The organism is Facklamia sp. P13055 (assembly GCF_050409445.1).
Taxonomy (GTDB): domain Bacteria; phylum Bacillota; class Bacilli; order Lactobacillales; family Aerococcaceae; genus Facklamia.
This window is the reverse complement of sequence record NZ_JBNUPL010000002.1, coordinates 105234-130603: the sequence shown is the minus strand read 5'-3', so window position 1 is coordinate 130603 and position 25370 is coordinate 105234. Positions and strand designations below refer to the sequence as shown.

Annotated in this window: 20 protein-coding genes; all 20 read left to right on the top strand. The window is 38.4% G+C overall.

The features are described from left to right. The first annotated feature begins 10 nt into the window (after positions 1-10). Complete coding sequence (gene plsX, locus ACQV2O_RS01670; RefSeq protein ID WP_428874829.1) at positions 11-1036, top strand: phosphate acyltransferase PlsX; 1026 nt, start codon at positions 11-13, stop codon at positions 1034-1036. 58 nt (positions 1037-1094) lie between these two features. After that, positions 1095-1337 (top strand): acyl carrier protein, encoded by a 243-nt coding sequence (gene acpP, locus ACQV2O_RS01665; protein WP_428874816.1) that lies wholly within the window; start codon positions 1095-1097, stop codon positions 1335-1337. Positions 1338-1372: 35 nt separating this feature from the next. Further along, positions 1373-2383, top strand: coding sequence for an ABC transporter ATP-binding protein (locus ACQV2O_RS01660; protein WP_428874815.1), 1011 nt, complete (start codon positions 1373-1375; stop codon positions 2381-2383). Then, positions 2383-3345, top strand: coding sequence for an ATP-binding cassette domain-containing protein (locus ACQV2O_RS01655; protein WP_428873747.1), 963 nt, complete (start codon positions 2383-2385; stop codon positions 3343-3345). The genes ACQV2O_RS01660 and ACQV2O_RS01655 overlap by 1 nt, the downstream gene beginning before the upstream one ends. Continuing rightward, on the top strand, positions 3346-4308 hold the full coding sequence (gene opp4B / locus ACQV2O_RS01650) for an oligopeptide ABC transporter permease (RefSeq protein ID WP_428873745.1): 963 nt from the start codon (positions 3346-3348) through the stop codon (positions 4306-4308). A gap of 11 nt (positions 4309-4319) precedes the next feature. Continuing rightward, positions 4320-5243, top strand: a complete 924-nt coding sequence (locus tag ACQV2O_RS01645; RefSeq protein WP_428873744.1) for an ABC transporter permease — start codon at positions 4320-4322, stop codon at positions 5241-5243. 382 nt (positions 5244-5625) lie between these two features. Continuing rightward, the gene (locus ACQV2O_RS01640; protein WP_428874813.1) at positions 5626-7410 is read left to right on the top strand and encodes an oligopeptide ABC transporter substrate-binding protein; all 1785 of its coding nucleotides are present in this window, start codon (positions 5626-5628) and stop codon (positions 7408-7410) included. Positions 7411-7557: 147 nt separating this feature from the next. Continuing rightward, the gene (rnc, locus tag ACQV2O_RS01635) at positions 7558-8253 is read left to right on the top strand and encodes a ribonuclease III (RefSeq protein WP_428874811.1); all 696 of its coding nucleotides are present in this window, start codon (positions 7558-7560) and stop codon (positions 8251-8253) included. A 4-nt stretch (positions 8254-8257) separates the two neighbouring features. After that, the gene (smc, locus tag ACQV2O_RS01630) at positions 8258-11824 is read left to right on the top strand and encodes a chromosome segregation protein SMC (RefSeq protein WP_428874809.1); all 3567 of its coding nucleotides are present in this window, start codon (positions 8258-8260) and stop codon (positions 11822-11824) included. A 5-nt stretch (positions 11825-11829) separates the two neighbouring features. After that, positions 11830-12639 (top strand): Cof-type HAD-IIB family hydrolase, encoded by an 810-nt coding sequence (locus tag ACQV2O_RS01625; protein ID WP_428873740.1) that lies wholly within the window; start codon positions 11830-11832, stop codon positions 12637-12639. A 15-nt stretch (positions 12640-12654) separates the two neighbouring features. Next, positions 12655-13680, top strand: a complete 1026-nt coding sequence (ftsY, locus tag ACQV2O_RS01620) for a signal recognition particle-docking protein FtsY (RefSeq protein WP_428874808.1) — start codon at positions 12655-12657, stop codon at positions 13678-13680. Positions 13681-13761: 81 nt separating this feature from the next. Next, positions 13762-14763 carry a helix-turn-helix domain-containing protein gene (locus tag ACQV2O_RS01615; RefSeq protein WP_428874806.1) on the top strand — a complete coding sequence of 334 codons (1002 nt, stop codon included), beginning with the start codon at positions 13762-13764 and terminating at the stop codon, positions 14761-14763. Between the two features lie 3 nt (positions 14764-14766). Next, positions 14767-15348, top strand: a complete 582-nt coding sequence (pgsA, locus tag ACQV2O_RS01610; protein WP_428873737.1) for a CDP-diacylglycerol--glycerol-3-phosphate 3-phosphatidyltransferase — start codon at positions 14767-14769, stop codon at positions 15346-15348. 95 nt (positions 15349-15443) lie between these two features. After that, positions 15444-16721, top strand: coding sequence for a competence/damage-inducible protein A (locus ACQV2O_RS01605; RefSeq protein ID WP_428874805.1), 1278 nt, complete (start codon positions 15444-15446; stop codon positions 16719-16721). Positions 16722-16765: 44 nt separating this feature from the next. Continuing rightward, positions 16766-17827, top strand: coding sequence for a recombinase RecA (recA, locus tag ACQV2O_RS01600; RefSeq protein WP_428874803.1), 1062 nt, complete (start codon positions 16766-16768; stop codon positions 17825-17827). A 250-nt stretch (positions 17828-18077) separates the two neighbouring features. Continuing rightward, positions 18078-19640 carry a ribonuclease Y gene (gene rny, locus ACQV2O_RS01595; protein WP_428874802.1) on the top strand — a complete coding sequence of 521 codons (1563 nt, stop codon included), beginning with the start codon at positions 18078-18080 and terminating at the stop codon, positions 19638-19640. A 238-nt stretch (positions 19641-19878) separates the two neighbouring features. After that, complete coding sequence (gene mutS, locus ACQV2O_RS01590; protein ID WP_428874801.1) at positions 19879-22443, top strand: DNA mismatch repair protein MutS; 2565 nt, start codon at positions 19879-19881, stop codon at positions 22441-22443. 15 nt (positions 22444-22458) lie between these two features. After that, positions 22459-24342 (top strand): DNA mismatch repair endonuclease MutL, encoded by a 1884-nt coding sequence (gene mutL / locus ACQV2O_RS01585; protein WP_428874799.1) that lies wholly within the window; start codon positions 22459-22461, stop codon positions 24340-24342. Further along, complete coding sequence (msrB, locus tag ACQV2O_RS01580) at positions 24335-24772, top strand: peptide-methionine (R)-S-oxide reductase MsrB (protein ID WP_428873731.1); 438 nt, start codon at positions 24335-24337, stop codon at positions 24770-24772. The genes mutL and msrB overlap by 8 nt, the downstream gene beginning before the upstream one ends. Positions 24773-24775: 3 nt before the next feature. Then, entirely contained in the window at positions 24776-25363 is a 588-nt protein-coding gene (gene ruvA, locus ACQV2O_RS01575; protein ID WP_428873730.1) for a Holliday junction branch migration protein RuvA, read from the top strand. Positions 25364-25370: the final 7 nt, after the last annotated feature.

Here is a 25370-nt window from a genome sequence, read left to right as displayed (position 1 = left end):
GGAATTTATGATTAAAATAGCGATTGATGCAATGGGTGGCGACAATGCACCACAAGCCGTATTTGACGGAGTTCTAAGAGCCTTAGATGCTTATAAGGACATCGAAATTCATCTTTATGGCGACGAGAAAGCCCTTAAAAATCTTCCAGATATGTTTGATGACCGTTTAATCCGAATACCGACTACTGAGGTTATCAAAGGAGAAGATGAACCGGTAAAAGCTGTTCGTCGCAAGAAAGATGCTTCAATGGTGGTTGCTGCCAAGGCGGTAAGAGAAGGTAAAGCAGATGTACTGCTTTCGGCTGGGAATACAGGCGCCTTATTAACAACCGGCTTATTGGTGGTTGGTAGAATTAAAGGTGTCGATCGACCGGGATTGATGCCGGTCATCCCAACCATTAATGAGAAATCTCCTCATTTAATTTTAATGGATGCCGGAGCCAATGCGGAATCAAAAGCAGAGCACCTCTTACAATATGCTCAACTAGCTAGCTATTATGCTGAGAGTGTTTTAAAAATAGAGCAAGCAAGAGTAGGGCTTGTTAATAATGGAACAGAGGCTGGTAAGGGAGATGAATTACGTAAACAAGCTTACCAACTCCTCAATCAAGCGAGTGGTTTAAATTTTGTAGGCAATATTGAAGCCAAAGATCTTTTAAATGGGCAGGTAGATATTGCGGTGACAGATGGCTTTACCGGTAATGCTATCCTAAAAACATTGGAAGGAAGCCTAAAATCCATCTTCAAATTACTCAAACGAACTCTAAGTGAGAGTAGTATCACCAATAAAATTGGTGGCCTTCTCATTAAACCCTCATTAAAAAAGATGGCTGAAAATTTTGATGATAGCAAGCAAGGAGGAGCGGTCCTTTTAGGGGTTAAAAAGCCAGTAATTAAAGCGCATGGATCAGCAAATGACATCGCCATTTATCATGCTATTCGACAAGCTCGTGAAATCGTTTTATCAGGTTTTTCCGAAGAAATAAGCACTTTTTTTGAAAATAGTGACAAAAATGATAGACAGATTAGAAAATAATCGTTATTATAATATAACCGGCATTGTGGTATAACTTTTTAATTAAGGAGTGGAAAATTTGAAGACAGAAACATTTGAAAAAGTTAAAACTTTATTAGTAGAGCATTTTGATCTTACTGAAGATCAAGTAACTGAAAATCTAACCTTTGAAGACCTAGGCGCCGATTCTTTAGATATGGTGGAATTCGTGATGGGGATTGAGGAAGAATTTGATATAGAATTCGAAGATGAAAAAATTGAAAAGCTCTCAGATATTAAGGACGCCGTTTCTTATATCGACCAATTACGATCAGAAAAATAAATGGATGTCATAGTCATTGATAAAGGAGGCCTCAAATGGAATCAAAAGAGATATTATTAGAAGTGAAAGATTTGCACACTGGTTTTCGCATTAAAGACCAGTATTTCGATGCTGTCGATGGGGTTTCTTTTACCCTAGCGCGTAATGAAAAGTTAGCCATTGTTGGGGAGTCAGGCTGTGGAAAATCAACCCTGGCCACTTCAATCATAGGCTTACACAATCGCATGAATACAAAAATTACCGGGGAAATTAATTACAAGGGTGATAATCTCGTTAATTATGATGAATCAGATTATGACAAAATTCGCGGGAATGATATTGGCATGATCTTCCAAGACCCTTTAGCGTCATTAAACCCTTTAATGACAGTAGGTGAGCAGATTGAAGAAGCTTTGTATTATCATACCAAGTTAGATGGACAACAACGAACTCAGCGCGTACTTGAATTACTCGACCAAGTAGGTATTGAAAACCCTCAAAGAATGACCAAGCAATATCCACATGAATTATCAGGTGGAATGCGTCAGAGAGTAATCATTGCCATTGCATTATCTTGTAAACCACCAATAATTATTGCAGATGAGCCGACAACTGCTTTAGATGTAACTATTCAAGCACAAATTTTGGATCTTTTGAATGAAATTCAAGAGGAAACCGAATCAGGAATTATTTTGATTACTCACGATTTAGGAGTAGTTGCAGAGACGGCTGATCGAGTAGCAGTTATGTATGCAGGACAATTTGTTGAAGTTGCAAGTGTCGAAGAACTCTTCAATGATCCGAGACATCCTTATACCCGCTCACTCTTAAAGTCCATTCCGCAATCCAATGATTTAGTTGATGAAAAGGGCGATCTACATGTAATACATGGGGTTGTACCTCCATTAAACCGTTTAGAACGCAAAGGCTGTCGTTTTGCTCCTCGCATTCCTTGGATTCCTGAAGAACATCATGAAGAGCATCCAGTTCTCCATGAAGTAAAACCAGAACATTGGGTACGTTGTACTTGTCATGAACACTTTTATTTCACTGAGGAGGTGGACTAATGTCAGAATTTCTTACAATTGAAAACTTAAAGGTTCACTATCCAATTCGATCCGGTTTCTTTAACCGTATCACTGACCATGTCTACGCAGTGGATGGTGTGGACTTAAGTTTTGAGGCAGGAAAAACTTATGGCCTGGTGGGTGAATCAGGATCAGGTAAATCAACTATTGGAAAAGCTATTATCGGTTTAGAAAAATTGACCGAGGGTAAAATTATCTATGAAGGGGAAGACGTTTCGAATGCTGCATCCAGTCGCAGGTCAAATTATCGGCGCAATGTTCAGATGATCTTCCAAGATTCATATTCTTCTTTTAATCCGAAGAAGAGGATTCTAGATATTATGGCGGAGCCCTTGCGTAATTTCACCCATTTAACGATTGAAGAAGAAAAGAGAAAAGCAAGTGAACTCTTAGAAATAGTCGGTTTGACTTCAGAAGCTTTAGTCAAGTATCCGCATGAATTTTCAGGAGGACAAAGACAAAGAATTGGGGTAGCTAGAGCTGTTGCGCTGAACCCTAAATTAGTCATTGCTGACGAACCGGTTTCAGCTTTAGACTTATCGGTTCAAGCTCAAGTCTTAAACTTTATGAAACGTATTCAAGAAGAATTTAATGTTTCTTACTTGTTTATTTCGCATGATTTAGGCGTGGTGAAACACATGTCTGACGAATTGGCCATTATGTATCGTGGAAGATTTACTGAATATGGCTCTAATTATGAAATTTATAAAAATCCTCAACACATATATACTAAAAGGCTTTTATCAGCTATACCGCATGTTGATCCAAACAATCGAAGAGAGCACCATATAGAGCGTCTCCGAGTGGAGAAAGAATATCATGAAAATGCCAGTCAATATTTTGAGGAAAGTGGACGGGTCTATGATCTGAAGAAGATTAATGATCACCACCAAGTGGCTTTAAAAGAAGTCGGCTTTGCTCAAAGAGAGGAAGTGAAATAAATGTGGAAGACGATTTTAAGAAGGGTCATTTTGATGATTCCTCAAATTTTTCTTTTAAGTATCATTGTCTTTGTTTTGGCTGCTTTGATGCCAGGGGATGCGTTGACGGGTTTACAAGATCCAAATGTGGACCCTGCTCAAATAGCAGCCATGCGGGAGCAACTAGGACTAGATAAACCGTGGCCAGAGCGTTATGTTGATTGGATTACTGGTATCTTTCAAGGTGATTGGGGACGGTCTTGGCATCACCGTCAACCGACTCTAAAGATTATTGGTCAAAGAGTTTGGCCCACCTTACAATTATCTTTATTAACAGTGATCATTTCGTACGGAATCGCTTTACCATTAGGTCTGTTTTCTGGTCGTTATCAAAATTCCGTTTTTGATAAAACCGTTAACTTATATACCTTTGTAACTTATGCTATTCCATCTTTCGTATTGGGTTTATTTATGATTTGGTTATTTGGTTATATTCTTGGCTGGTTCCCTACAACTGGAACAGTAGACCCGGGTCTTGAGCCTGGAACGCTTGATTTTGCTTTGTCAAGATTTAAACACATTATTTTACCAGCTATTACAATGGCACTTTTATCAACAACCTCTACTATTCAATACTTAAGAACAGGAGTCATTGATGCTAAAACGGAAGATTATGTTCGCACAGCTAAGGCTAAAGGCGTTCCAGAAAATGTTGTTTATCGCAAGCACATCTTCCGGAATTCAATCCTACCAATTGCTGCCTTTTTAGGCTTTACCATCACTGGTTTGTTAGGCGGATCTGTCTTCACTGAGACAGTCTTTAATTATCCAGGAATGGGAAAATTATTTGTCGAATCAATCGCTTTACGTGATTTTTCTGTAATGATAGCTATTACATTGATCTACGGATTTACAACCCTTTTAGGTTCGTTATTATCAGACATCATTATGGTTTTTGTTGACCCTAGAATTCGAATTAAATAGGAGGTGGAATAATGGCTGAAAATAATACACAGGTAACAGTAAATGAAGAACTATTGCAAGACCAAGTTTCCACTCCACCGATGGGTTGGGAAGTTATTCGTCGAGAGTTTGCACGTGATAAAATTGCTGTTTTATCATTAATTCTTTTATTAATTATTGTCGTAGCGGCGGTCTTATCAGCATTCTTTATTGATTCCGATGCTGCAGGCATAGTTAATATTTTTGACCGCTTTACACCGCCAGGAGAAAAAGGCTATCTTTTAGGTACCGATGAGGGTGGAAAAGGCATTTTTGAACAGCTTTTACTAGGAACAAAAAATTCCTTAATTATCGCTTGGGCTGTCACTATATTAACAGCAGGTTTTGGGACGATTATTGGTTTGATTGCCGGTTATTATGGGGGTCGAGTGGATGATTTTATTATGCGTGTGGTAGACTTTTTAATCGTTTTACCGAGAATCATGATTATTATTGCGGTCGTAACAATCGTTAAACGCTTCGACCCTTGGACTTTGATTTGGATTATATCTTTATTTGGTTGGATGGGGCAGACCCGTTTGATTCGAACGGCTTCTTTATCAGAAGCATCCAAGGATTATATCAAGGCATCAAAAACCATGGGGACTAGAGATTGGAAAATTATGCTCGGCTCCTTATTACCGAATCTTTCTTCGCTAATGATCACCAACTTAACCCTATCCTTTGCCGGTAATATCGGTTTAGAAACAGGACTTTCTTTCTTGGGCTTTGGTTTGCCTGTTGGAACACCTTCTTTAGGAACGCTAATTGGTTACGCTAGAACACCAGATATTATTGAAAATAAATGGTGGGTTTGGTTGCCAGCTGCCTTGTTAGTATTGATCATGATGTTATCAATTAACTATATCGGACAAGCTTTCCAACGTGTAGCAGATTCAAAACAAAGAAGAGGATAAAAATTTTAAGAGCTTTACCCTTTATTTACTTTAGCGTTAAGCGATGAGTAAGAAGTGGGGCTCTTTTTTTATGAGAAAATTTTAATCTTACAGAAAAGTTTTCGTTTTGAAATTTTATTATATCTTGTAAGTGCTAAATAAAAATCAAAAGATTTTTCTGCTAGAAATTACTAGTTGGGTCATAAGCTTTAAAATAATGAAAAGACATTTTCATGAAAAACCTTTAAGACAAGTGAGCTTTGGAAACTTTTCATAAATAAACCCCTAATAAAGCTTGTTTTTATTAGAAAAAGATAAAAATATTAAAAAAAAATTAGAAAAGACTTGATTTAATCATATAATTTCTATATGATAGGATTATCACATTTAGAGGAGGCTTAGTATGAGAAAATCATTAGAAAAACATCTTATACAGTTTATGACAACAATGACAATCGGTTCCTTGGTATTGAGTTCCCTACCTATGGTCCAAGCTGAGGAAGCAGATGGAGAAGGAGCCCCCGCACCGGACATTTCGACTTCTGTAGAGCATGAAGGTGAAGTCATGGAGGGTGGAACACTTAAGGTAGCCTTTGTTTCCGATACCGCATTTGCAGGTGTCTTCAATAATATGTTTTACACAGGAAACCCAGATGCAACCGTAATTGCTTACTTTAACCCTGGCCTATACGGCTACGACAATAACTTCAAGATCGATGATTCCGGTTTTGCCAAAGTGGAAATGGATGTTGAAAATAAACAAGTAACTATCACAATCCCAGAAGGAGTTAAGTGGGATGATGGCGAACCGATTACGATAGATGACGTTATTTTTCCTTACTATGTAGTAGGACACCCTGATTATACCGGCATTCGTTATGGTAGCGATTTTGAGAATGTGGTAGGAATGGACGAGTATCATAACGGCGAAGCCGAGGAAATTTCTGGGTTGGAACGTGTCGATGATTATACCCTAACCGTTACTTATAAGGCTTTTCCGAACTCAATGGTTCAAGCTGGTGGAGGAATTTCTTCTTATATCGAACCTGAGCATGTCTTTGAAGGTATCGAAGTAGCTGATATGGAAGACTCTGCACCTGTACGTGAGAAACCAGTAGGCTTTGGACCTTTTAAGGTGGAATCAATGACACCAGGTGAAGCAGTCACTTATACTGTAAATGAAAATTATTATAAGGGGCGTCCTAAATTAGATGGAATGACAATGAATGTCATCAACCCTAATTCAATTGTTGCTGAATTAAAGGCTGGTAATTTTGATATTGCAACCTTACCAACTGATAAGTATGATACTTATAAAGATGCAACGAACTTTACTACCATTGGTTATGAGCAGAATGCTTATACATACATTGGCTTCAAGATGGGTAAATGGAATGAAGAAGAAGGTAAAAACGAATTTGATCCTGAATTAGTTACATCCAATAAAGCTCTTCGTCAAGCGATGGCTTATGCCATGGATAATGATTCAGTCGGCCGTGAATTCTATCAAGGATTGCGTCGTGCTGCAGACTCAATGATTACACCGAACTTTGTAGAATACTTAAATCCTGACGTTAAGGCCTATGAATACAATCCAGAAAAAGCTAAGGAAATTCTAGCAGAAGCTGGCTTTAAGGATGTGGATGGTGATGGTCTAGTGGAAGATCCTAATGGCGAGAAATTCACCTTGAACTTCGCTTCAATGTCAGGTGGTGAAACAGCTGCTCCATTGGCTCAGTACTATGTACAAGCATGGAACGCAGTCGGTATTCCTGTAGAGCTATTAGATGGACAATTACTAGAGTTTAATTCTTTCTATGAACGTATTAAGAAGGATGATCCAGAAATACATATTTTCCAAGCTGCTTTTGGTACTGGTGGCGATCCAAATCCAAATGGATTATTTGGTGAACGAGCACAATTCAACTACAGTCGCTATGTGAATGAAGAACATAACCAATTATTAGCGGATATTGAATCAGACGAATCGTTTGATGATGACTACCGTCAAAAAGCCTTCTACGCTTGGCAAGAATTTATGCATGAAGAGCTTCCTGTTATTCCAACGCTTTGGAGATATGAATTAACAGCCGTTAATAAGCGTGTGACGAATTGGGATGTTGAAATTGGAGCAAATCTTGATTGGACACAAGTAGGCTTAACTGCTGAAAGTCCAATTGCTGAATAATTTAAAATTTTAAAAGATGAAGATCAAGCATAGCTTTGCTTGATCTTTTTATTTATATACGGTATTTCATTTTTGTATTGCTGAATGACTTTGTGTAATCAAGGGATTTTTGGTAAAATCAGTGTATATTTGATAGGAGTCGAAGCCATGCATCAGTTAATAGAACACATCGAAAAAGAATTAAAAATTAAAGTTACTAACCAGAAGATTATTCAGCAAGCTTTCTACCATCGGTCATATATTAATGAGCAAGGTGAGAACTTAATTCAGTCCAATGAACGATTAGAATTTTTAGGCGATGCTGTGCTTGAGATTCTGGTTAGTCAATTTTTATATGGACAATACCCCCATAAGCCTGAAGGAGATCTTTCACGCATGCGAGCTCAGCTCGTCAGGGAACCAAGCCTGGCTTATTTAGCTAGACAAGTAGACTTTCCTCAATTTATCCAATTAGGTAAGGGGGAAAGATTGTCGGGAGGTAAAGAAAGAGATTCCATTTTAGCAGATACATTTGAAGCCTTTTTGGGGGCAGTTTATTTGGATACTGGTATGGATATGGTTGAAAACTTTCTGAGTAGAATCCTCTTTGATCACCATCAAGAAATTTTGACACTAACCGTGCAAGATTATAAGACCAAGTTCCAAGAAATGGTTCAAGTCAAGGGAACAGTTAAGATTGAATACCGTCTCCTAGCAACCCAAGGACCTTCTCATGCACAAACCTTTACCATTGGGCTGTATTTAGAAAACGACTTAATAGCTAAGGCCAGTGGCAAAAGTAAAAAAGAAGCAGAAATGAAGGCCGCTAAAAAAGCCATTCACCATCTTCAAAAAGGAGTGTAGCTGTTTGTATTTAGAAAGAATCGAAATGACTGGTTTCAAATCTTTTGCTGATAAAACAGTCATTAATTTTGATCAGGGCATGACAGCAATAGTCGGTCCCAACGGTTCAGGTAAATCGAATTTATCTGAAGCCATTCGTTGGGTCTTAGGAGAACAATCGGCTAAATCCTTGCGTGGTAACAAGATGGAAGATGTTATCTTTAATGGTTCACTCGATCGAAAGCCAGTCAATATTGCTAAAGTATCCTTGGTTTTAAATAATGAGGATCGTTATATTGATATGGACCCCAAAACGATTACGATAACGCGTCAATATAACCGTAATGGTGAGAGTTATTTTTTTATCAATCAAAAAAATGTTCGCTTAAAAGATATCACTGATTTGCTGTTGGATACAGGCTTAGGTAAAAATTCTTTCGCCATGATTTCCCAAGGTAAAGTCGAGTCCATCTTTTTAAGTAAACCAGAAGAAAGACGAGGAATTTTTGAAGAAGCAGCTGGTGTACAAAAATATCAATACCGCAAACAAGAAGCTCAAAGAAAATTGCTGCGGTCACAAGACCATTTGAACCGTGTCAGGGATATTTTACATGAATTAAAAAATCAACTGCAGCCACTTAAAGAACAAAGAGAAAAGGCTTTGACCTACCAAGAGAAAGCGGCCCAATTGAAAGAAGAAGAAATATCCTTATATACCTTTCAAATACAAGACTTTAAAGCTAAATGGCAACAAGCCAAGGACCACTACCAACAAATAAAAGCTGAATTAGACCGAGTTAAGAATGATCAAAAAACTTTTTCGCAATCAATCGATGATAAACAGAACCAATTAGACTTGATAAATCAAAGCATTGATCAAGAAGAGATGGAAAGTCGAAAACTTATCCAATTGATTGAGAGATTAAAGGGCCAAATTGAAGTGTTTCAGCAAAAAATGCTTTATGCCAATCAATCCAGTCAAGAAAGAAAACTAAATCAAGATCGCTACCAAAATCAATGGGTTGACCACCAAAAACAACAAGAGGCCCTTAATCAAAATTTAAACTCATTAGAAGAAGGTATTCGAAAAGCAAAAGAAGAAGTAAAAGCATATAATCAACAACTTAATGACTTTCAAGCGCTAAAGAATGAAGAGTTAGATCAGTTAAGGGGAGAATTGATTGACTATTATCGTCAAGAGTCGGCTATAAAGAATCGCTTGCAACAATTTGATAAATTTAGCCAACAATTCGATCAACGCAAGGAAAGCTATCAAGACCAAATCAAGGAAAATCAAATTCAAATCCAAGCTCTTGAAGACCAAGAAGTTAGCTATCACGATCAAATAAAACAAGTGAAAGCAGACTTAGAAAGCCTTCAAACTGAAGGGGAAAAGGCCCACCAAGCATTGGATCAAGCCCAAGCCAATCGTGATCAATTAAGGAAAGTAATCTACCAAGCAGACCACCAAATCCAAATGCTCCACTCCAAGTATCAAAGCTTGCTGCAAATGCAAGTGGAATATGCCGGCTATTACCAAGGAGTCCGAGTCGTGATGAACCACCGTGATCAACTACAAGGAATCATTGGAACGGTAGCCGAATTAATCGAAGTTGAAAAAAACGATCAAGTTGCTATCGACATTGCTTTAGGAGCTGGTTTGCAAAATATTGTTGTAGAAAATGACCAAGCTGCTAAGCAAGCCATATCACTTTTAAAAAATAAAAGAGCCGGACGAGCCACCTTTTTACCAAGAAGTAATATGAAAGCTCGGACCCTAAAGGCCCATCACCAAGAGCTACTCCAACAAAACCAAGGTGTGGTGGGGATTGCTAGTGAACGAGTTTCTTATAAAGCAGAAAATCAGTTAGTGATTCAGCAGTTATTAGGGTCTACAGTGATTGTTGATACACTTGAAAATGCCCAGTCACTTGCTAAGGCTAGCCATCAACAGTTAAAAATCGTAACACTTGAAGGCGACTTGATCCTTCCTGGAGGCTCTGTTACAGGGGGAAAAAATAAGCATAAGTCACAATCTGTAATGGGGCGCTCTCAAGAGATTGCAAGCCTTGAAAAAGAGTTGAAAGAACTAAAAAAGAGTCAAAAAGAACAAGTGGCAACTTTTGAAAGGTGTGATCAGAAGGTTTCGCAATTTCAAACGGCTTATCAAAAAGCTTTATCAGATCACCAACAACTTAGTCAAGACCACCAAAAATTGCTGAATTTAATTGAAAATATACAGTCACAGCGAGATCAAAAAAATAAACATCTATTGATTTTAACCGATGAATTCAAGCAAATGACTCAAGATTTTGAGGCTTCTCACCAAGATTTTCAAGCAGCTGAGCAAGACTTACAAGCTCTAAAGGCTAAAATTGAAGAAGTCCATCAAACCATTCAATCCATGCAATTGTCTCAATCGGAAAAACAAATGAAGATTGGACAACTTCAAGCCGACTTGAATGAAAGCAAAACCAATTTAGCGCTTTTGGAAATGGAAACCAAACAAAAAAGAGAAAGCCTGCAAAATGAAATTAAGCAAGCACAAAATTTAGAAGAATTAATTGCTTCCAGTCAACAGTTAGAAGAAAGTGACTGGAATGAAGTTCAAAACTTAGAAAATTCAATCAGTCAATTTAAAATGGATTTAAGCCAAGCAGAAGGCGATTTAGACCAAGTCAACGCTGATTTAAGCGTTCTACGCCAAGACCGCCAGAGTTTAAATGAAAGTTTAAGGAGTCATCAGCAGGCCTTAAAAAATAGCGAAGATCAACTTCAAAATCAATACCAAGCAGAGGCCAAATGCCAAGCTAAGATTGAAAGATATGAAGATCAGATGGATCAAGATTTACTCTATCTTAATGAAACCTATGCCTTGTCGTTCGAAGCAGCTACTCAATTAGCCCAGCCTGTAGAATCTGTTGCTCAGGTAAAAGAAGTGGTTAAAAAGTTGCGTAAGGAAATTGATCAATTAGGACCTATCAACTTAGCAGCAATTCAAGACTATCAAGAAGTGGATGAACGTTATCAATTGTTATTTGAGCAAGAAAATGACCTGTTAACAGCTATGGAGCAGCTAAATAATACCATTGATGAAATGGATTCAGAAGTGGGTAGTCGCTTTAAAGAAGCCTTTCAAGCTATTAACCATCAATTTCAAAAGACCTTCACTCGTTTATTTGCTGGCGGTAAGGCTAAGTTAGAATTAACCGACCCGACCGATTTATTAACTACCGGTGTCGATATTATTGCTCAACCACCCGGTAAGCGTAAGCAAAACTTAGCCCTCTTATCAGGAGGCGAAAGAGCTTTAACGGCCATTGCTTTATTATTTGCTATTTTGGAAACAAAGACCGTTCCATTTGTGGTTCTAGACGAAGTGGAGGCAGCTTTAGATGATGCCAATGTTTACCGTTATGGGGAATACATTCAAAACTTTACCCAAGAAACGCAATTTATTGTCATTACCCACCGCAAAGGGACCATGGAATATGCCGACATTCTATATGGAGTGACTATGGAACAAACCGGTATTTCTAAACTAGCAGCGGTGAAAATGAATGATTTTGTAGCATTAGACCATCAGGAGTAGATAAAATGATTCAATTACTAGCCATCGATTTAGATGGAACCTTATTAAATAGTTCCAAAGAAGTTACAGCTAAAAACCTTGAAGCACTTGATTACGCTCAAGAGCGAGGCGTTAAAGTCGTAATATGTACAGGTAGACCTTATTCAACTATGCATCATTTAATCGATCAAATCGGCTTAAAAAGTGAGGATGATTATTTAATTCTATATAACGGTGCCTTTGTTCAAAGAATTAGTGATGGGCAAGTCTTAATACAAGAAGAGTTAAGCAGCCAAGATCTTCACTCATGGTATCGAGAGTTAACAACTTTAAATTTACCTTTAAACGTTCTAGACCAGGATTTAGTTTATGAACCCTTAACTTACCCAAAAGGTTATGAAAGTTTTTATGTGGGCAATGTTTCTACAGCCCCCCATACCAAAATTGATTTTAATGATTTTGATGAAGCCCATCGTTTTATGAAATTTGTGGTCACGATTGATGAAGCCCATTTATCGCGGCAAATTCCACTGTTAAATAAAGAACTTGTCAGTCAATATACCCTATCAAGATCCCATCCTTTCCAATTAGAAATTATGAAAGCGGGAGTCAATAAAGGAAATGCTTTAAAAAAGTTGTCTGATCAGTTAAATATTCAACCTTCTGCTATAATGGCAATAGGAGATCAGATGAATGATGAGCGCATGATTGAATTTGCTGGTCTTGGAGTGGTGATGGGAAACGGCGCAGAGACTTTAAAGCAGAGGGCTGATTTCATTACTTTATCCAATGATCAAGAAGGTGTCGCTCATGCAATTTATCAATTTATTCAATAGAATGGAGGAAGTCATATGGGATTGTTTGATCGCATCAAACGTGCTTTCACAGGTGAAGATAAGGTTGTAAAAGAAGAAATTTTAGACCAAGAAGAACAGATTGTCTTTGAGAAGTATGATAAAGGGATGGAAAAAACACGTAAATCCTTTTCTGACCGCATCACGGATTTATTTACTTCTTGGCGCGAATTAGATGATGAATTCTACGATGATCTAGAAGAAATCTTAATTTCAGCCGATGTTGGCTTCAAAATGACTCTAGCTTTAACGGATGCTATTCGTGATGCAGTAGAAGCTGAAAATGTTCATAAAGCTCAAGATGTTAAGCGTGTTATGTTAGAACAAATGGTGGCAATTTATGAAAAAGACCAACCAGTCAATCCTGATTTAATTGAAAATCCAAACGGGCCAACCGTAGTCTTATTTGTGGGGGTCAACGGGGTAGGCAAGACGACTTCTGTCGGTAAAATTGCTTATAATTTAAAACAATCCGGACATAAGGTTTTAATGGCTGCTGCCGATACTTTTAGAGCAGGTGCAGTTGAGCAACTAAATGTTTGGGGAGAGCGCTTAGGAATACCAGTAGTGACCGGAGCGGACCAAGGAGACCCTGCTTCTGTAGTTTTCGACGCTGTAAAAAAAGCCAATGCGGAAGAGTACGATTACCTTTTAGTTGATACAGCAGGACGTTTACAAACTAAAGCAAATCTCATGGCTGAATTAGCTAAAATGAAACGGATTATCGAAAGAGAAAATCCGAATGGCGTACAAGAAGTTCTCTTGGTTTTAGATGCAACAACCGGACAAAACGCCTTAATTCAAGCGAAACAATTTAATGAAGCAACCGAGATCAGTGGACTAGTCTTAACAAAATTAGATGGGACAGCTAAGGGGGGCGTCATTCTTTCTATTCGCCATGAATTAGATATTCCAGTTAAATATATTGGTTTGGGTGAACAAGCGAGTGACCTACAAGCTTTTGACGCTGAGAAATATATGTATACGCTTATTCGTGACTTACTTGAGAAAGAAGCCAACTAAACTTAATTAGGGACTTTTATCTGACCCAAGGCTTTTAACTGTGCTATAATGTGAATGATAGAGATAGAAGGGGTCATAATTATGAGTGAATTAGGAACAAGATTACGTGAAGCACGCGTAAATAAAGGGTATACACTTAATACCCTGCAACAAATGACTAAAATTCAAAAAAAATATTTACAAGCGATCGAAGAAGGCCAACTGGAAGAACTACCGGGAAACTTCTATGCCCGAGCCTTTGTGAAACAGTATGCCGATATGGTAGGTTTAGATGGAGATACTCTTTTAAAGGAATATGCTAATGAGTTGGAAGTGCAAAACAATGAAAGCAGTCCGATAAGAGAAGAAGAGGCTGAAATGCCAAGTCGGTTACGTAGCCGTCATTTAAATGATGAATCGAATCGGATGGAGAAAATCCTCTCTTATATTCCCATGGCTATTCTATCAGCAATTATTATCTGTATTATCGGCATCTTAATTTATACCATTCGTCAGATTTCAACGGAAGATAATCAAGTCGCTCAAACCAATAATAATGCTGATGTCTTAGAAATTGTTAAGCCGTCGGCTAATCCAGTCGATGGATCGACAAAAGAGCCAGAGGTGACTGAAAAAGCTAATAACAAAAAAGACTTAGCGGAAAACCAGCTTTTAGTTGGAAAAGAAGTAATTACTGAAATCTCTCAAGCTGGCGAGATTAAAACCTACCAATTAGAAGGTCCAATTGAAAATTATCAATTTGGTGCCAAAGGAAATGCCTTTGTTTGGGTCGGTATTTATGAAGAAGGAAGTATGGTAGTTGACCAAACGATTTCTAAAGATGAAGTTTTAGAACATCAAGCCAATGATACAACCAAGACTGTGCGGATGGAATTAGGTTATCCAGAAGGGGCTCAATTTATAGTCAACGGTAAAACAGTTGAGCCTGATCCGAGTGTTCCTGGCGTTATTATCTTTAAAGTTAAAGATGAAACTGCCTCTTCAACTGAAGAGCTAGCCATTGATGAGCTGGGAGAAAAGAATGAAGAAACTTCTTATGAAGGTCCAGCGGTATTAGACCCCAATTATTCATCAGGAGAGTAAATTATGAACATTGCTAATCGTTTAACTGTTTTTAGAATATTCTTAATCCCTATCTTTGTTTGTCTTTTAACTTTACCTTTGGATTGGGGCAATCTAACACTGTTAGGAACGACTCTTGCTACCCCTTACTTTATTGGGGGGCTCGTATTTGCCATAGCATCCTTTACGGACTATTTGGATGGTTACTTAGCGCGAAAATTACATTTAGTCACTTCCTTTGGTGTCTTTGCGGATCCAATGGCAGACAAGCTGTTAGTCATTGCAGCACTTATCCTGTTGGTTGAACACCAATTCATCCCAGCTTGGATCGTTATTATTATTATTAGTCGTGAGTTATTAGTGACCGGTTTAAGAGTTCTACTCGCTCAATCTAATGGTAAAGTAATGGCAGCGGCCTGGCCTGGAAAAGTTAAAACCTTCAGTCAAATGTTTGCCATTTTGTTCTTTCTTTGGAATAATGCTGGCTTTACATGGTTGCCTTTCTCATTGGCACATTTTTTAATGGGAGTTGCTTTATTCTTTACTGTATATTCAGGTGTAGAATATTTTTATAAAGCGAGACATCTTTTTACCGATATTAAGTAGATTATTTTCATTAAAAGTCATCGTTTTGATGGCTTTTTTTTAAAGAAAACACCTTTTTTAATTTTAATAGGTATATATAAAATGGAGGGCCTGCAATGAAGTTAGAAATTATCACAGTGGGGACCGAATTGGTTCAAGGACAGACCATTAATACCAACGCAGCACTACTAGCTCAAGCATTTGCTTCAATAGGTATTTTGTCTTTCAACCAACAAGTGGTAGACGACAATCCAACGCGACTTGAAGAAGCAATTAGAATCGCTGCGACTAGAGCAGAACTAATTGTTTTAGCTGGTGGGATAGGGCCGACCCATGATGATTTAACCAAAGAAAGTTTAGCCCACTTTCTTGGTCAAGAATTAATTGTTGATTTTCAACAATGGCAATACATTCAAGATTATTTTAAAAAACAAAATCGTCAACTTTCACCCTTAGAGTATAAACAAGCTTTAACCTTTAAAGAGGGGTATTGTTTTCATACAGAAGATGGCTTAGCCTGTGGCAGCTTATATTTTGCTGCTGATGCTAATCAATATTACCTATGTTTACCAGGCCCACCTAGTGAGTTAAAGGCCATGCTTGAAAAAGAAGTTTTACCTTATTTTAAAGAAAAAATTGACCAGACCATAGCAATTAAATCCATCTATTTAAATTTTTATGGGATTGGCGAGTCGCAAGTGGCCCATATATTAGATCCAATTATTAAAAAAACAAAAGAGCTGGAAATCGCGATTTATGCTAAGCCTAGACATATTCGCCTAGTCTTGAATCAAAAGCAAGAAAAAACAGCTGACAATAACCAATTATTAGATAAAACAGCCCAGCAAATAATCGCTAAATTAAAAGACTATTACATAGGTGAAGGAAGAGAACATACTATAGAAGCTTATTTGATTGATCGATTGAAGCAGCTGAATCTCACTCTTTCTGGTGCTGAGAGTTTAACAGGAGGTAAAATGCTCAGTCGCCTCACTCAGATTCCAGGTGCTTCAACAGTCATAAAGGGTGGCTTTGTGGTCTATCAAGCGCAAACCAAGGTAGATTTGTTATCGGTTGATCCTATGATAATTGAAGAATATTCAGTCTATAGTGAGCAATGCGCTTGTGCTATGGCCGAACAATGCTTAAAATTAAGTGGCAGTGACCTCGCTCTGGCTTTAAGCGGAGTAGCAGGTCCGGGCTCTGATCAAGGACATCCAGCTGGAGAAGTCTATCTGGCTTGTGCAAGTAAAAATCGTCCGACCGAATGGCAGAAACTCATGCTTCCCAATCGAGGGCGTGACTATGTACGGGACTTGGCCACTAATTATGGTTATGAATTAATTAAGAGAGTAGTCGAACAAAAGTTCGCAAAAAACTTGAGTTTGGACTAAGAAATTGTTAAGATAAGATTACCTTGATGAACGGAGGAAATAATATGGTAGATGCCAACAGACAAAAAGCCTTAGATCAAGCGCTAAAGAATATAGAAAAAAGTTATGGAAAAGGTGCAATCATGCGTTTGGGTGATCGAACAAGCGTTGAAATTGATACAGTTCCTTCAGGCTCCCTCGCCCTAGATGTGGCCCTTGGAATTGGTGGTTATCCACGAGGACGGGTCATTGAATGTTATGGACCGGAATCTTCTGGTAAGACTACTGTTGCCCTACATGCCATTGCATCTGTCCAAAAGAAGGGGGGCTTGGCTGCCTTTATCGATGCTGAGCATGCTTTAGATCCTGTTTACGCTGAGAAATTAGGAGTTGATATTAACGAATTATTACTCTCTCAACCAGATACAGGAGAACAAGCTTTAGAAATAGCAGATGCCTTGGTCTCATCAGGAGCAGTCGATATTGTAGTGGTTGACTCTGTAGCAGCCTTAGTACCACGAGCTGAGATTGAAGGAGAGATGGGAGATTCGCACATTGGTTTGCAAGCGCGTTTGATGTCGCAAGCCATGCGTAAATTGTCCGGCTCAATTAATAAAACCAATACGATTGCTTTCTTTATTAACCAGATTCGTGAAAAGGTGGGTGTAATGTTTGGTAACCCAGAAGTAACCCCTGGTGGTCGTGCCTTGAAGTTTTATTCTTCTATTCGTCTTGAAGTCAGAAGAACTGAAAGCCTTAAGCAAGGCGGTGATGTGTATGGTAACCGGACACGGATTAAAGTCGTTAAAAATAAACTGGCACCACCGTTTAAAGAAGCCATGGTCGACATTGTTTATGGTTACGGTATTTCGCAAATTGGAGAGCTTGTAGACATGGCATCTGATTTGGATATTATTAACAAGGCAGGTTCTTGGTATTCATATAAAGAAGAAAGAATTGGTCAAGGACGCGAAAGTGCTAAACAATTCTTAGAAGATAACCCACACATCTTTGAAGAGATTGATCAACAAGTTAGACAGCATTATCAAATTGGTGGACATTCGGCAGTAACTTCTGAAGAAGCCGATGAAGAAGCACTAGAAAAAATTAAAGAAATTAAAAAATAATTTTTTGAGATATTTTTTTAAAACTAGCAAAACGCAAATTATAAAGCTTAAAAAGGCCCCTCAATCCAATGAGGGTCTTCTTTTTTATAAAAAAGCGTCAGAAAATATGAGGCTAAATAGTCATAATGATCCTTTGAATTATTTGACTATGGCTGCGATTAAAAGTATTATAAAAGTTGTGGAAAGCCACGATTAATTTTTACACCATATTAATTAATGAAAAAACTAAATAGATACGGAGGTGACTCTTATGGAAAATTTGATTCCACTCGCCTTCGCTATCGTTGCTTTAATTGCTGGTTTTGTTATTGGTTATATCGTTAAACAAAAATCAGATGAAAAAAATATTGCGGGTGCAAAAGCAAATGCCGAAGCAATTATTGATGATGCGATAAATCAAGCCCAAACTTTAAAACGCGAAGCGCTTTTTGAAGCGAAGGAAGAAAATATCAAATACCGTAATGAGATTGAAAACGAGCTGAAAGATCGTCGCCAAGAAGCGACAAAATTTGAAAATCGTTTAATTCAAAAAGAAGAAAACCTGGATAAGAAAAGCAATACTTTAGATAATCGTGAATCTCTATTAGAAAATAAAGAAGCAGATTATTTAAAACGTAAAGATGAATTGGTTGAAAAGGAAAGTGAAATTGAACAACTTATCTTAAAAGGCCAAGAAGAATTAGAAAGAATTGCTATGATGTCAAGAGATGATGCAAAAGAAATCATTCTTAAAGAGACAGAAGAGACACTTTCTAACGAAATGGCTGTCATGATACGTGATGCTGATCAAAAAGCTAAAGAAGAAGCGGACCGTAATGCGAAAGAAATCATTCTTCAAGCTATTCAACGTTCGGCAACAGACCTAGTCACAGATAATTCTGTATCGGTTGTGCACTTGCCAAATGATGATATGAAGGGTCGGATTATTGGTCGAGAAGGACGGAATATTCGTACCTTAGAAAGTCTAACAGGTATCGATTTAATTGTAGATGACACACCTGAAACAGTCGTTTTAAGTGGCTTTGATCCAATTCGTCGAGAAATTGCTAAGCTCGCTCTTGAACATTTAATTCAAGATGGCCGAATTCATCCTGCTAGGATTGAAGAAATGGTTGAGCGGGCACGTAAGGAAATGGATGAGCGCATCCGCGAAGTCGGTGAAGAAGCTGTCTTTGATGTTGGTATTCACGCTATTCATCCTGATCTAATTAAAATTATCGGTCGTTTAGCTTACCGGACTTCCTATGGTCAAAATGTCTTAAAACACTCTGTTGAAGTTGCAAAGTTAGCAGGGGTAATGGCCGGTGAATTGAATGAAGATGTAGTCTTAGCCAAAAGAGCGGGCTTACTTCATGATATTGGTAAAGCATTAGACCAAGAAATTGAAGGTTCTCACGTTGAAATTGGTGCAGAAATTGCTAATCGTTATAAAGAAAATGAGGTAGTTATTAATGCAATTGCTTCTCACCATGGCGATACTAAAGCAACTTCTGTTATTTCAGAACTAGTCGCAGCGGCTGATGCCTTATCTGCTGCAAGACCAGGTGCACGAAGTGAATCCTTAGAAAACTACATTCGTCGCTTGAAACAATTGGAAGAAATCGCCAATGAAAATGAAGGCGTTACTCAATCCTATGCTATCCAAGCAGGTCGAGAAGTACGTGTGATTGTCGCTCCAGACAAGATCAATGATGCTAAAGCGGCTGCTTTAGCAAGAAGTGTGAAACAACGCATTGAAAATGAAATGAAATATCCAGGAAATATTAAAGTAACGGTGATACGCGAAATACGAGCCGTAGAGTATGCGAAATAAAGACAAGGCACAACCCCTTTTGGAGTTGTGCTTTTTATATCATGATAATGATGAGAGCTTTTGCTAAAATAGAGCTAGTCAAAACCTTTACTTCTAAGAGAACCTTTGCTTAAATCTCAAATTGTTATTAATTAATTATTAACAAGCAAGTAGAAAGAAAGCTTATTTGGCTTATGTCATTATTATGATATCAATTCAAAACCAATCAACGATTAAATGAACTAGAGGATGAGTAGCCATGTCAAGTAAAGAAACCCCTATGATGCAACAATATCTATCCATTAAAGCCAAGCATCAAGATTCCATCTTGTTTTTTCGTTTAGGCGATTTTTATGAAATGTTTTATGAAGATGCTATTACTGCTGCAAGAGTATTAGAAATCACGCTGACTTCCCGTAATAAAAAAGCCCAAGATCCAGTGCCCATGTGTGGGGTTCCTTATCATTCAGCCACCGAATATATCCGTCGTTTAATCCAAGAAGGCTATAAAGTGGCTATTTGTGAACAATTAGAAGATCCACGACTCACCAAAGGGATGGTCAAAAGAGATGTTGTTCAAATCATTACACCAGGAACCATTTTGGTCGACCAAGCACTCAAACACAAAGAAAATAATTACCTAGCCGCTTTTTTAAAAGCAAAAAACACTTACCATTTGGTTTATGTTGATATTTCAACGGGTCAAAGCCGGATGACTCAAACAGAAGATTGGAATCAATTTGTCAGTGAAATTCAAACGGTTAAACCCAGTGAGTGGATTATCGATGAGGAAGGAAGATCAGGTTTTAGCCAAGAAGAACTGAGCCTACTGCAAGAAAGGATTACGGCTTTTAAATCAACCTTTACACCTGCCGCTTTAACAGAAAATTTCTTTAAGCTAAAAGAGGCAAGCCCTGTTCAAACAGAACTTTTAAAATACTTATCAGCTTATCTCCAATCGATACAACCCCATGCTTTTGATTATTTAAAAGAGGTAGAAGAATACACCCTATCTGCCTATTTACAGATGAATCAATACACTAAGGTGCAATTAGAATTAACCGAATCTTTAAGAACGCAAAAGCGTAAGGGGTCTTTATTGTGGCTGATAGACCGCACGCAAACGGCCATGGGAGGAAGACTATTACATCAGTGGTTGGATAAACCCTTATTACAAAAACAAGCTTTAATTAGCCGCCATCAAAAGGTAGCCGGTTTAATTAATCATTACTTTCTTCGCCTTGAATTAATCAATATTTTAAAAAATATCTATGACCTTGAACGCTTGGTAACAAAACTATCTTTACAGACTGCCAATGCTAGAGAAGTTGACCAATTGCGCCAGTCTTTAAAACAAATACCTCTTCTTAATCAGTATCTCCAACAATTGAACGAAAGCATGGATTCAGTGGATCAATTTCAAGCCTTGCCTGAATTTAATGAGCTTTTGGCTATTATTAATGAAGCTTTGGTCGATAAACCACCGATTTCATTAACAGAAGGTAGAATCATTAAAGACCGCTATCATAAGCAGTTGGATGGTTATCGTGATGCTTTAGATAATGGTGAAAGTTGGCTAATTGATTATCAAGAGCGTGAACGTCAAAGAACCGGCCTAAAAACCCTGAAAGTAGGCTATAATAAAGTCTTTGGCTATTACCTAGAGATGAGCCGTCTGCAAGCACAAGACTTTGACGATCCGACTTATGTCCGCAAGCAAACATTAGCTAACAATGAACGCTATATTACAGACGAACTTAAACAAATAGAAAGTACCATTCTGGGGGCCCAGGAAAAGGCTGAAAAGTTGGAGTACCATCTCTTTATTGAATTACGCAATCGTTTAAATACCTATTCTAGCCAACTGCAAGAATTGGCACAAGCGGTAGCCACTCTAGATGTTTTATGTTCTTTTGCTGAATTAAGTGAGGAAGAAAACTTCACCCAAGCTCATCTGTCTGATCAAAGAAAAGATTTTGAAATAAAAGAAAGTCGTCATCCCGTTTTGGAGAAGTTAATCGGACGCGCTAAGTTTATCGCCAATGACTTTGACTTAGACCAAGATCAATTTGTTCTACTATTAACCGGACCTAATATGTCGGGCAAGTCGACTTATATGCGTCAAATCGCCTACAGTGTGATTCTTAATCAAATCGGTTGTTTTGTCCCTGCTAAAGAGGCGAGACTGCCCTTAGTCGATCAAATCTTTACTCGGATTGGATCTTCTGATGATTTAACCAGTGGGCAATCCACCTTTATGGTAGAAATGATAGAGACCAATTATGCCTTACAAAACGCCACAGACCGCAGTCTTATCCTCTTTGATGAGATTGGTAGAGGAACCGCCACCTTCGACGGTATTGCCCTAGCGGAAGCGATTCTTTACCATATTGCTCAAAAAGTGGGGGCTGCTACCATCTTCTCTACCCATTATCATGAATTAACGGATCTTGACCAAACACTTTCTCAAATAAAAAACATTCATGTTGGAGCAGTGGAAGAAGCCGGTCATTTAGTTTTTCTCTATAAGATCTTAGCTGGACCAGCGGATAAGTCCTACGGCATTCATGTAGGACGCTTAGCAGGCCTGCCGGAATCAGTCTTGCGACAAAGTCAAGTGGTGTTGGATGAGTTAGAAGCTAATGCCAAGCATTTACGCAACCATCAAGTTGATCCAATAGATCTCTTGCCAATCCCTGAAGAAGAGCAAACTAAAGAAAGCTCTTCGAAGATTGAAATGGCTCTTGAAGCAGTAGATGTTAATCAAATGACCCCCCTAGATGCTTTAAATTTCTTAGCCCAATTAAAACAAGAATTGAAATAAAGAAAGGAGGCCACAATGGGAATTATTAAACAAATGGATATCGCTCTAGCCAATCAGATTGCAGCCGGAGAAGTGGTTGAAAGACCGGCTTCAGTCGTTAAAGAATTGTGTGAAAACGCCATTGATGCCAAAGCAGATCAGATTCAAGTGGAAGTAAAAGAAGCGGGTATTCAACAAATTATAGTGATTGATAATGGTCAAGGAATGGTGGAAGAAGATCTTCACCAATCCGTTTTAGCTCATGCGACCAGTAAAATATATTCCCTACCAGACCTTTTTCAGATTACTTCTTTAGGATTTAGAGGAGAGGCCCTAGCTTCTATAGCTTCAGTAGCCAAAATCAGGATTGAGTCGACTTGGAATGAAGCAAACCAAGCCAGTCAAAGTGGTCATTTTATTGAAGTTGAAAATTCAAAAATAATCAATCAAGGTTCTTGCCCGCCCCGTAATGGGACTACCGTGCAAGTGGATTCAATTTTTTATAATACACCAGCCCGACTCAAGCATTTAGCCAGTCTGCAAACTGAAATGCGCCATATTCTTAAGGTAATCCAGAATTTAGCTATAGCCTATCCAAGTATTTCTTTTACTTTAATTTCAGATGGAGATCGTTTGCTACAAACGGTCGGTAAGGGGGATTTGAAGCAAACCATTGCTCAACTGTACTCACCCCAGCAAGCAAGAGAAATGCTAGCCTTCAAGCAATCGGACATAGAGTTTGGCCTAGAAGGATTGATCTCACCACCCACCTTGACTCGAACTAGTCGCAATTATATTCACTGGATGGTCAATGGTCGAACAGTCAAGAGTCCTTTTCTTAATAATGTGTTGATCAAGGCTTATGGCAAGCAGTTAATGATCGGTCGTTTTCCTTTGAGTTTTATTCAAATAACAACGGATCCTCGCTTGGTAGATGTCAATGTGCATCCTACCAAACAGACTATTCGCTTAAGTAAGGAAGCGGAACTGGCTAAACTATTAACTCAAGCCGTTCAAGCAAGCTTATTACAAAACCGCGCCATTCCTGAAGCAGGAGACAGCCTATTTAGACCTACTCGTTTCTACCAACAAAATAAGGGGCAATTAGACTGGATCAGCCAAACATCCCATCTAGCAGAAGATAAGCAAGCTATAGAGCTGTCTCGTCCTGATTCTAACCAGATAAAAATGGATGAGTACACAAAAGTCAGTGACTTCCCAACTGAAAAGACTCAAGGGATGATGGAAGCATTAAGCTCTCAAGCAGTAGAAAAAGAGGCATTGAATCAACAAGAAAAACCAAAGATGATTGATTTTAGTCAGCTACGCTATGTAGGTCAGATTCATGGCACCTATTTAATTGCTGAAGGTCCTTCTTCTTTCTACTTAATTGATCAACACGCTGCCCAAGAGAGAGTCCGTTATGAAAAATTAATGGCTGACCAAGTGGATGTTGACCAGCAGCAGGATTTTTTGATGCCCAAGTTATTTAGTTTTGATTTAAAAACGGCGCAAATGGCAGAAGAATACAGCGACCGTTTGGCCGAAATAGGGATTCACTTACAAGCTTTTGGTCCTAAATCCTATCAAATGCAAAGTCACCCCACCTGGTTAGAAGCCGATGAATTGGACCAGATAGTGCCAGACTTATTAGACCGTTTGAGCCGGCAAGAAGATCTTTCAGTTAATCAATTGAAAGAAGCGAGCATTATCATGCAGTCTTGTCGTGGTGCTATTAAGGCCAACCATCGCCTAGCAGACAGTGAGGCCATTCATCTACTTGCTGAAATGAACGATTTGCAAGATCCATTGCATTGTCCCCATGGTCGTCCAGTATTTATCGAATTCGATCCGACCACTATTGAAAAACTGTTTAAACGTATTCAAGATCATCATTTAGGAGGAAGAGAAAATGACTAAAAAAGATTATCAAGATAAAATTAAAAATTTAGACCCCATTCAATACCATGTGACACAAGAAGCAGGTACTGAAAGGCCTTTTAGCGGTAAATATGACCAGTTTGACCAAAAAGGCATTTACGTTGATATTGTGTCAGGAGAGCCCTTATTTTCGAGTAAGGATAAGTTTGATGCTGGCTGTGGCTGGCCATCCTTTACTCAACCAGTTAAGGGAACTGAATTGCAAGAATTAGAAGACCATAAATTATCCAGACCTCGAACAGAAGTTCGCTCCAAGCAAGCGGATTCTCATTTGGGCCATGTCTTTAATGATGGGCCAAAGGATAAAGGAGGCTTGAGATACTGTATTAACTCAGCCGCTTTACGCTTTATTCCTTATGAGGAGATGGACCAAGCAGGTTATAGCGATTATAAGAAATGGGTGGAATAGTTAATGTATCAATACATTCAAGGACAAGTTAAGCAGATTCAACCCACTTACTTAGTTCTAGAAGCTAATGGTATAGGTTACCAAATCTGGTGTGCTAATCCTTTCCGTTGGCAAGAAAAGATGCAAGAAAGCATCACACTCTTTATCGAATTAGTAGTCAGAGAAGATGCAATGCTCCTATATGGTTTTATGGACGAGGCTGAAAAGAACCTCTTTTTACAATTGAATAAGGTTTCCGGTATTGGCCCCAAGTCGGCTCTATCCATTCTAGCGTTAGATGATCAAGTGGGCTTGGTGCAAGCTATTGAATCGGCTGATGCCAAGTATTTAATGAAGTTCCCAGGGGTGGGTAAAAAAACAGCCCAGCAAATGATTTTAGACTTACAAGGTAAGCTTGATTTGAGTCAAATGAAAGAAAGTGAAGACTTACCAACAGCTAAAAATAGTTATTTAGAAGAAGTAAAACAAGCCTTAGATGGTTTAGGCTATTCTAAGCGTGAGATTGAGCGCATCATGCCAAAAATAGAAAAAGAAGCCATCCAATCAACCCAAGAAGGTTTGAGTTTAGCCTTTAAGCTCTTAATAAAATAAGCAAGAG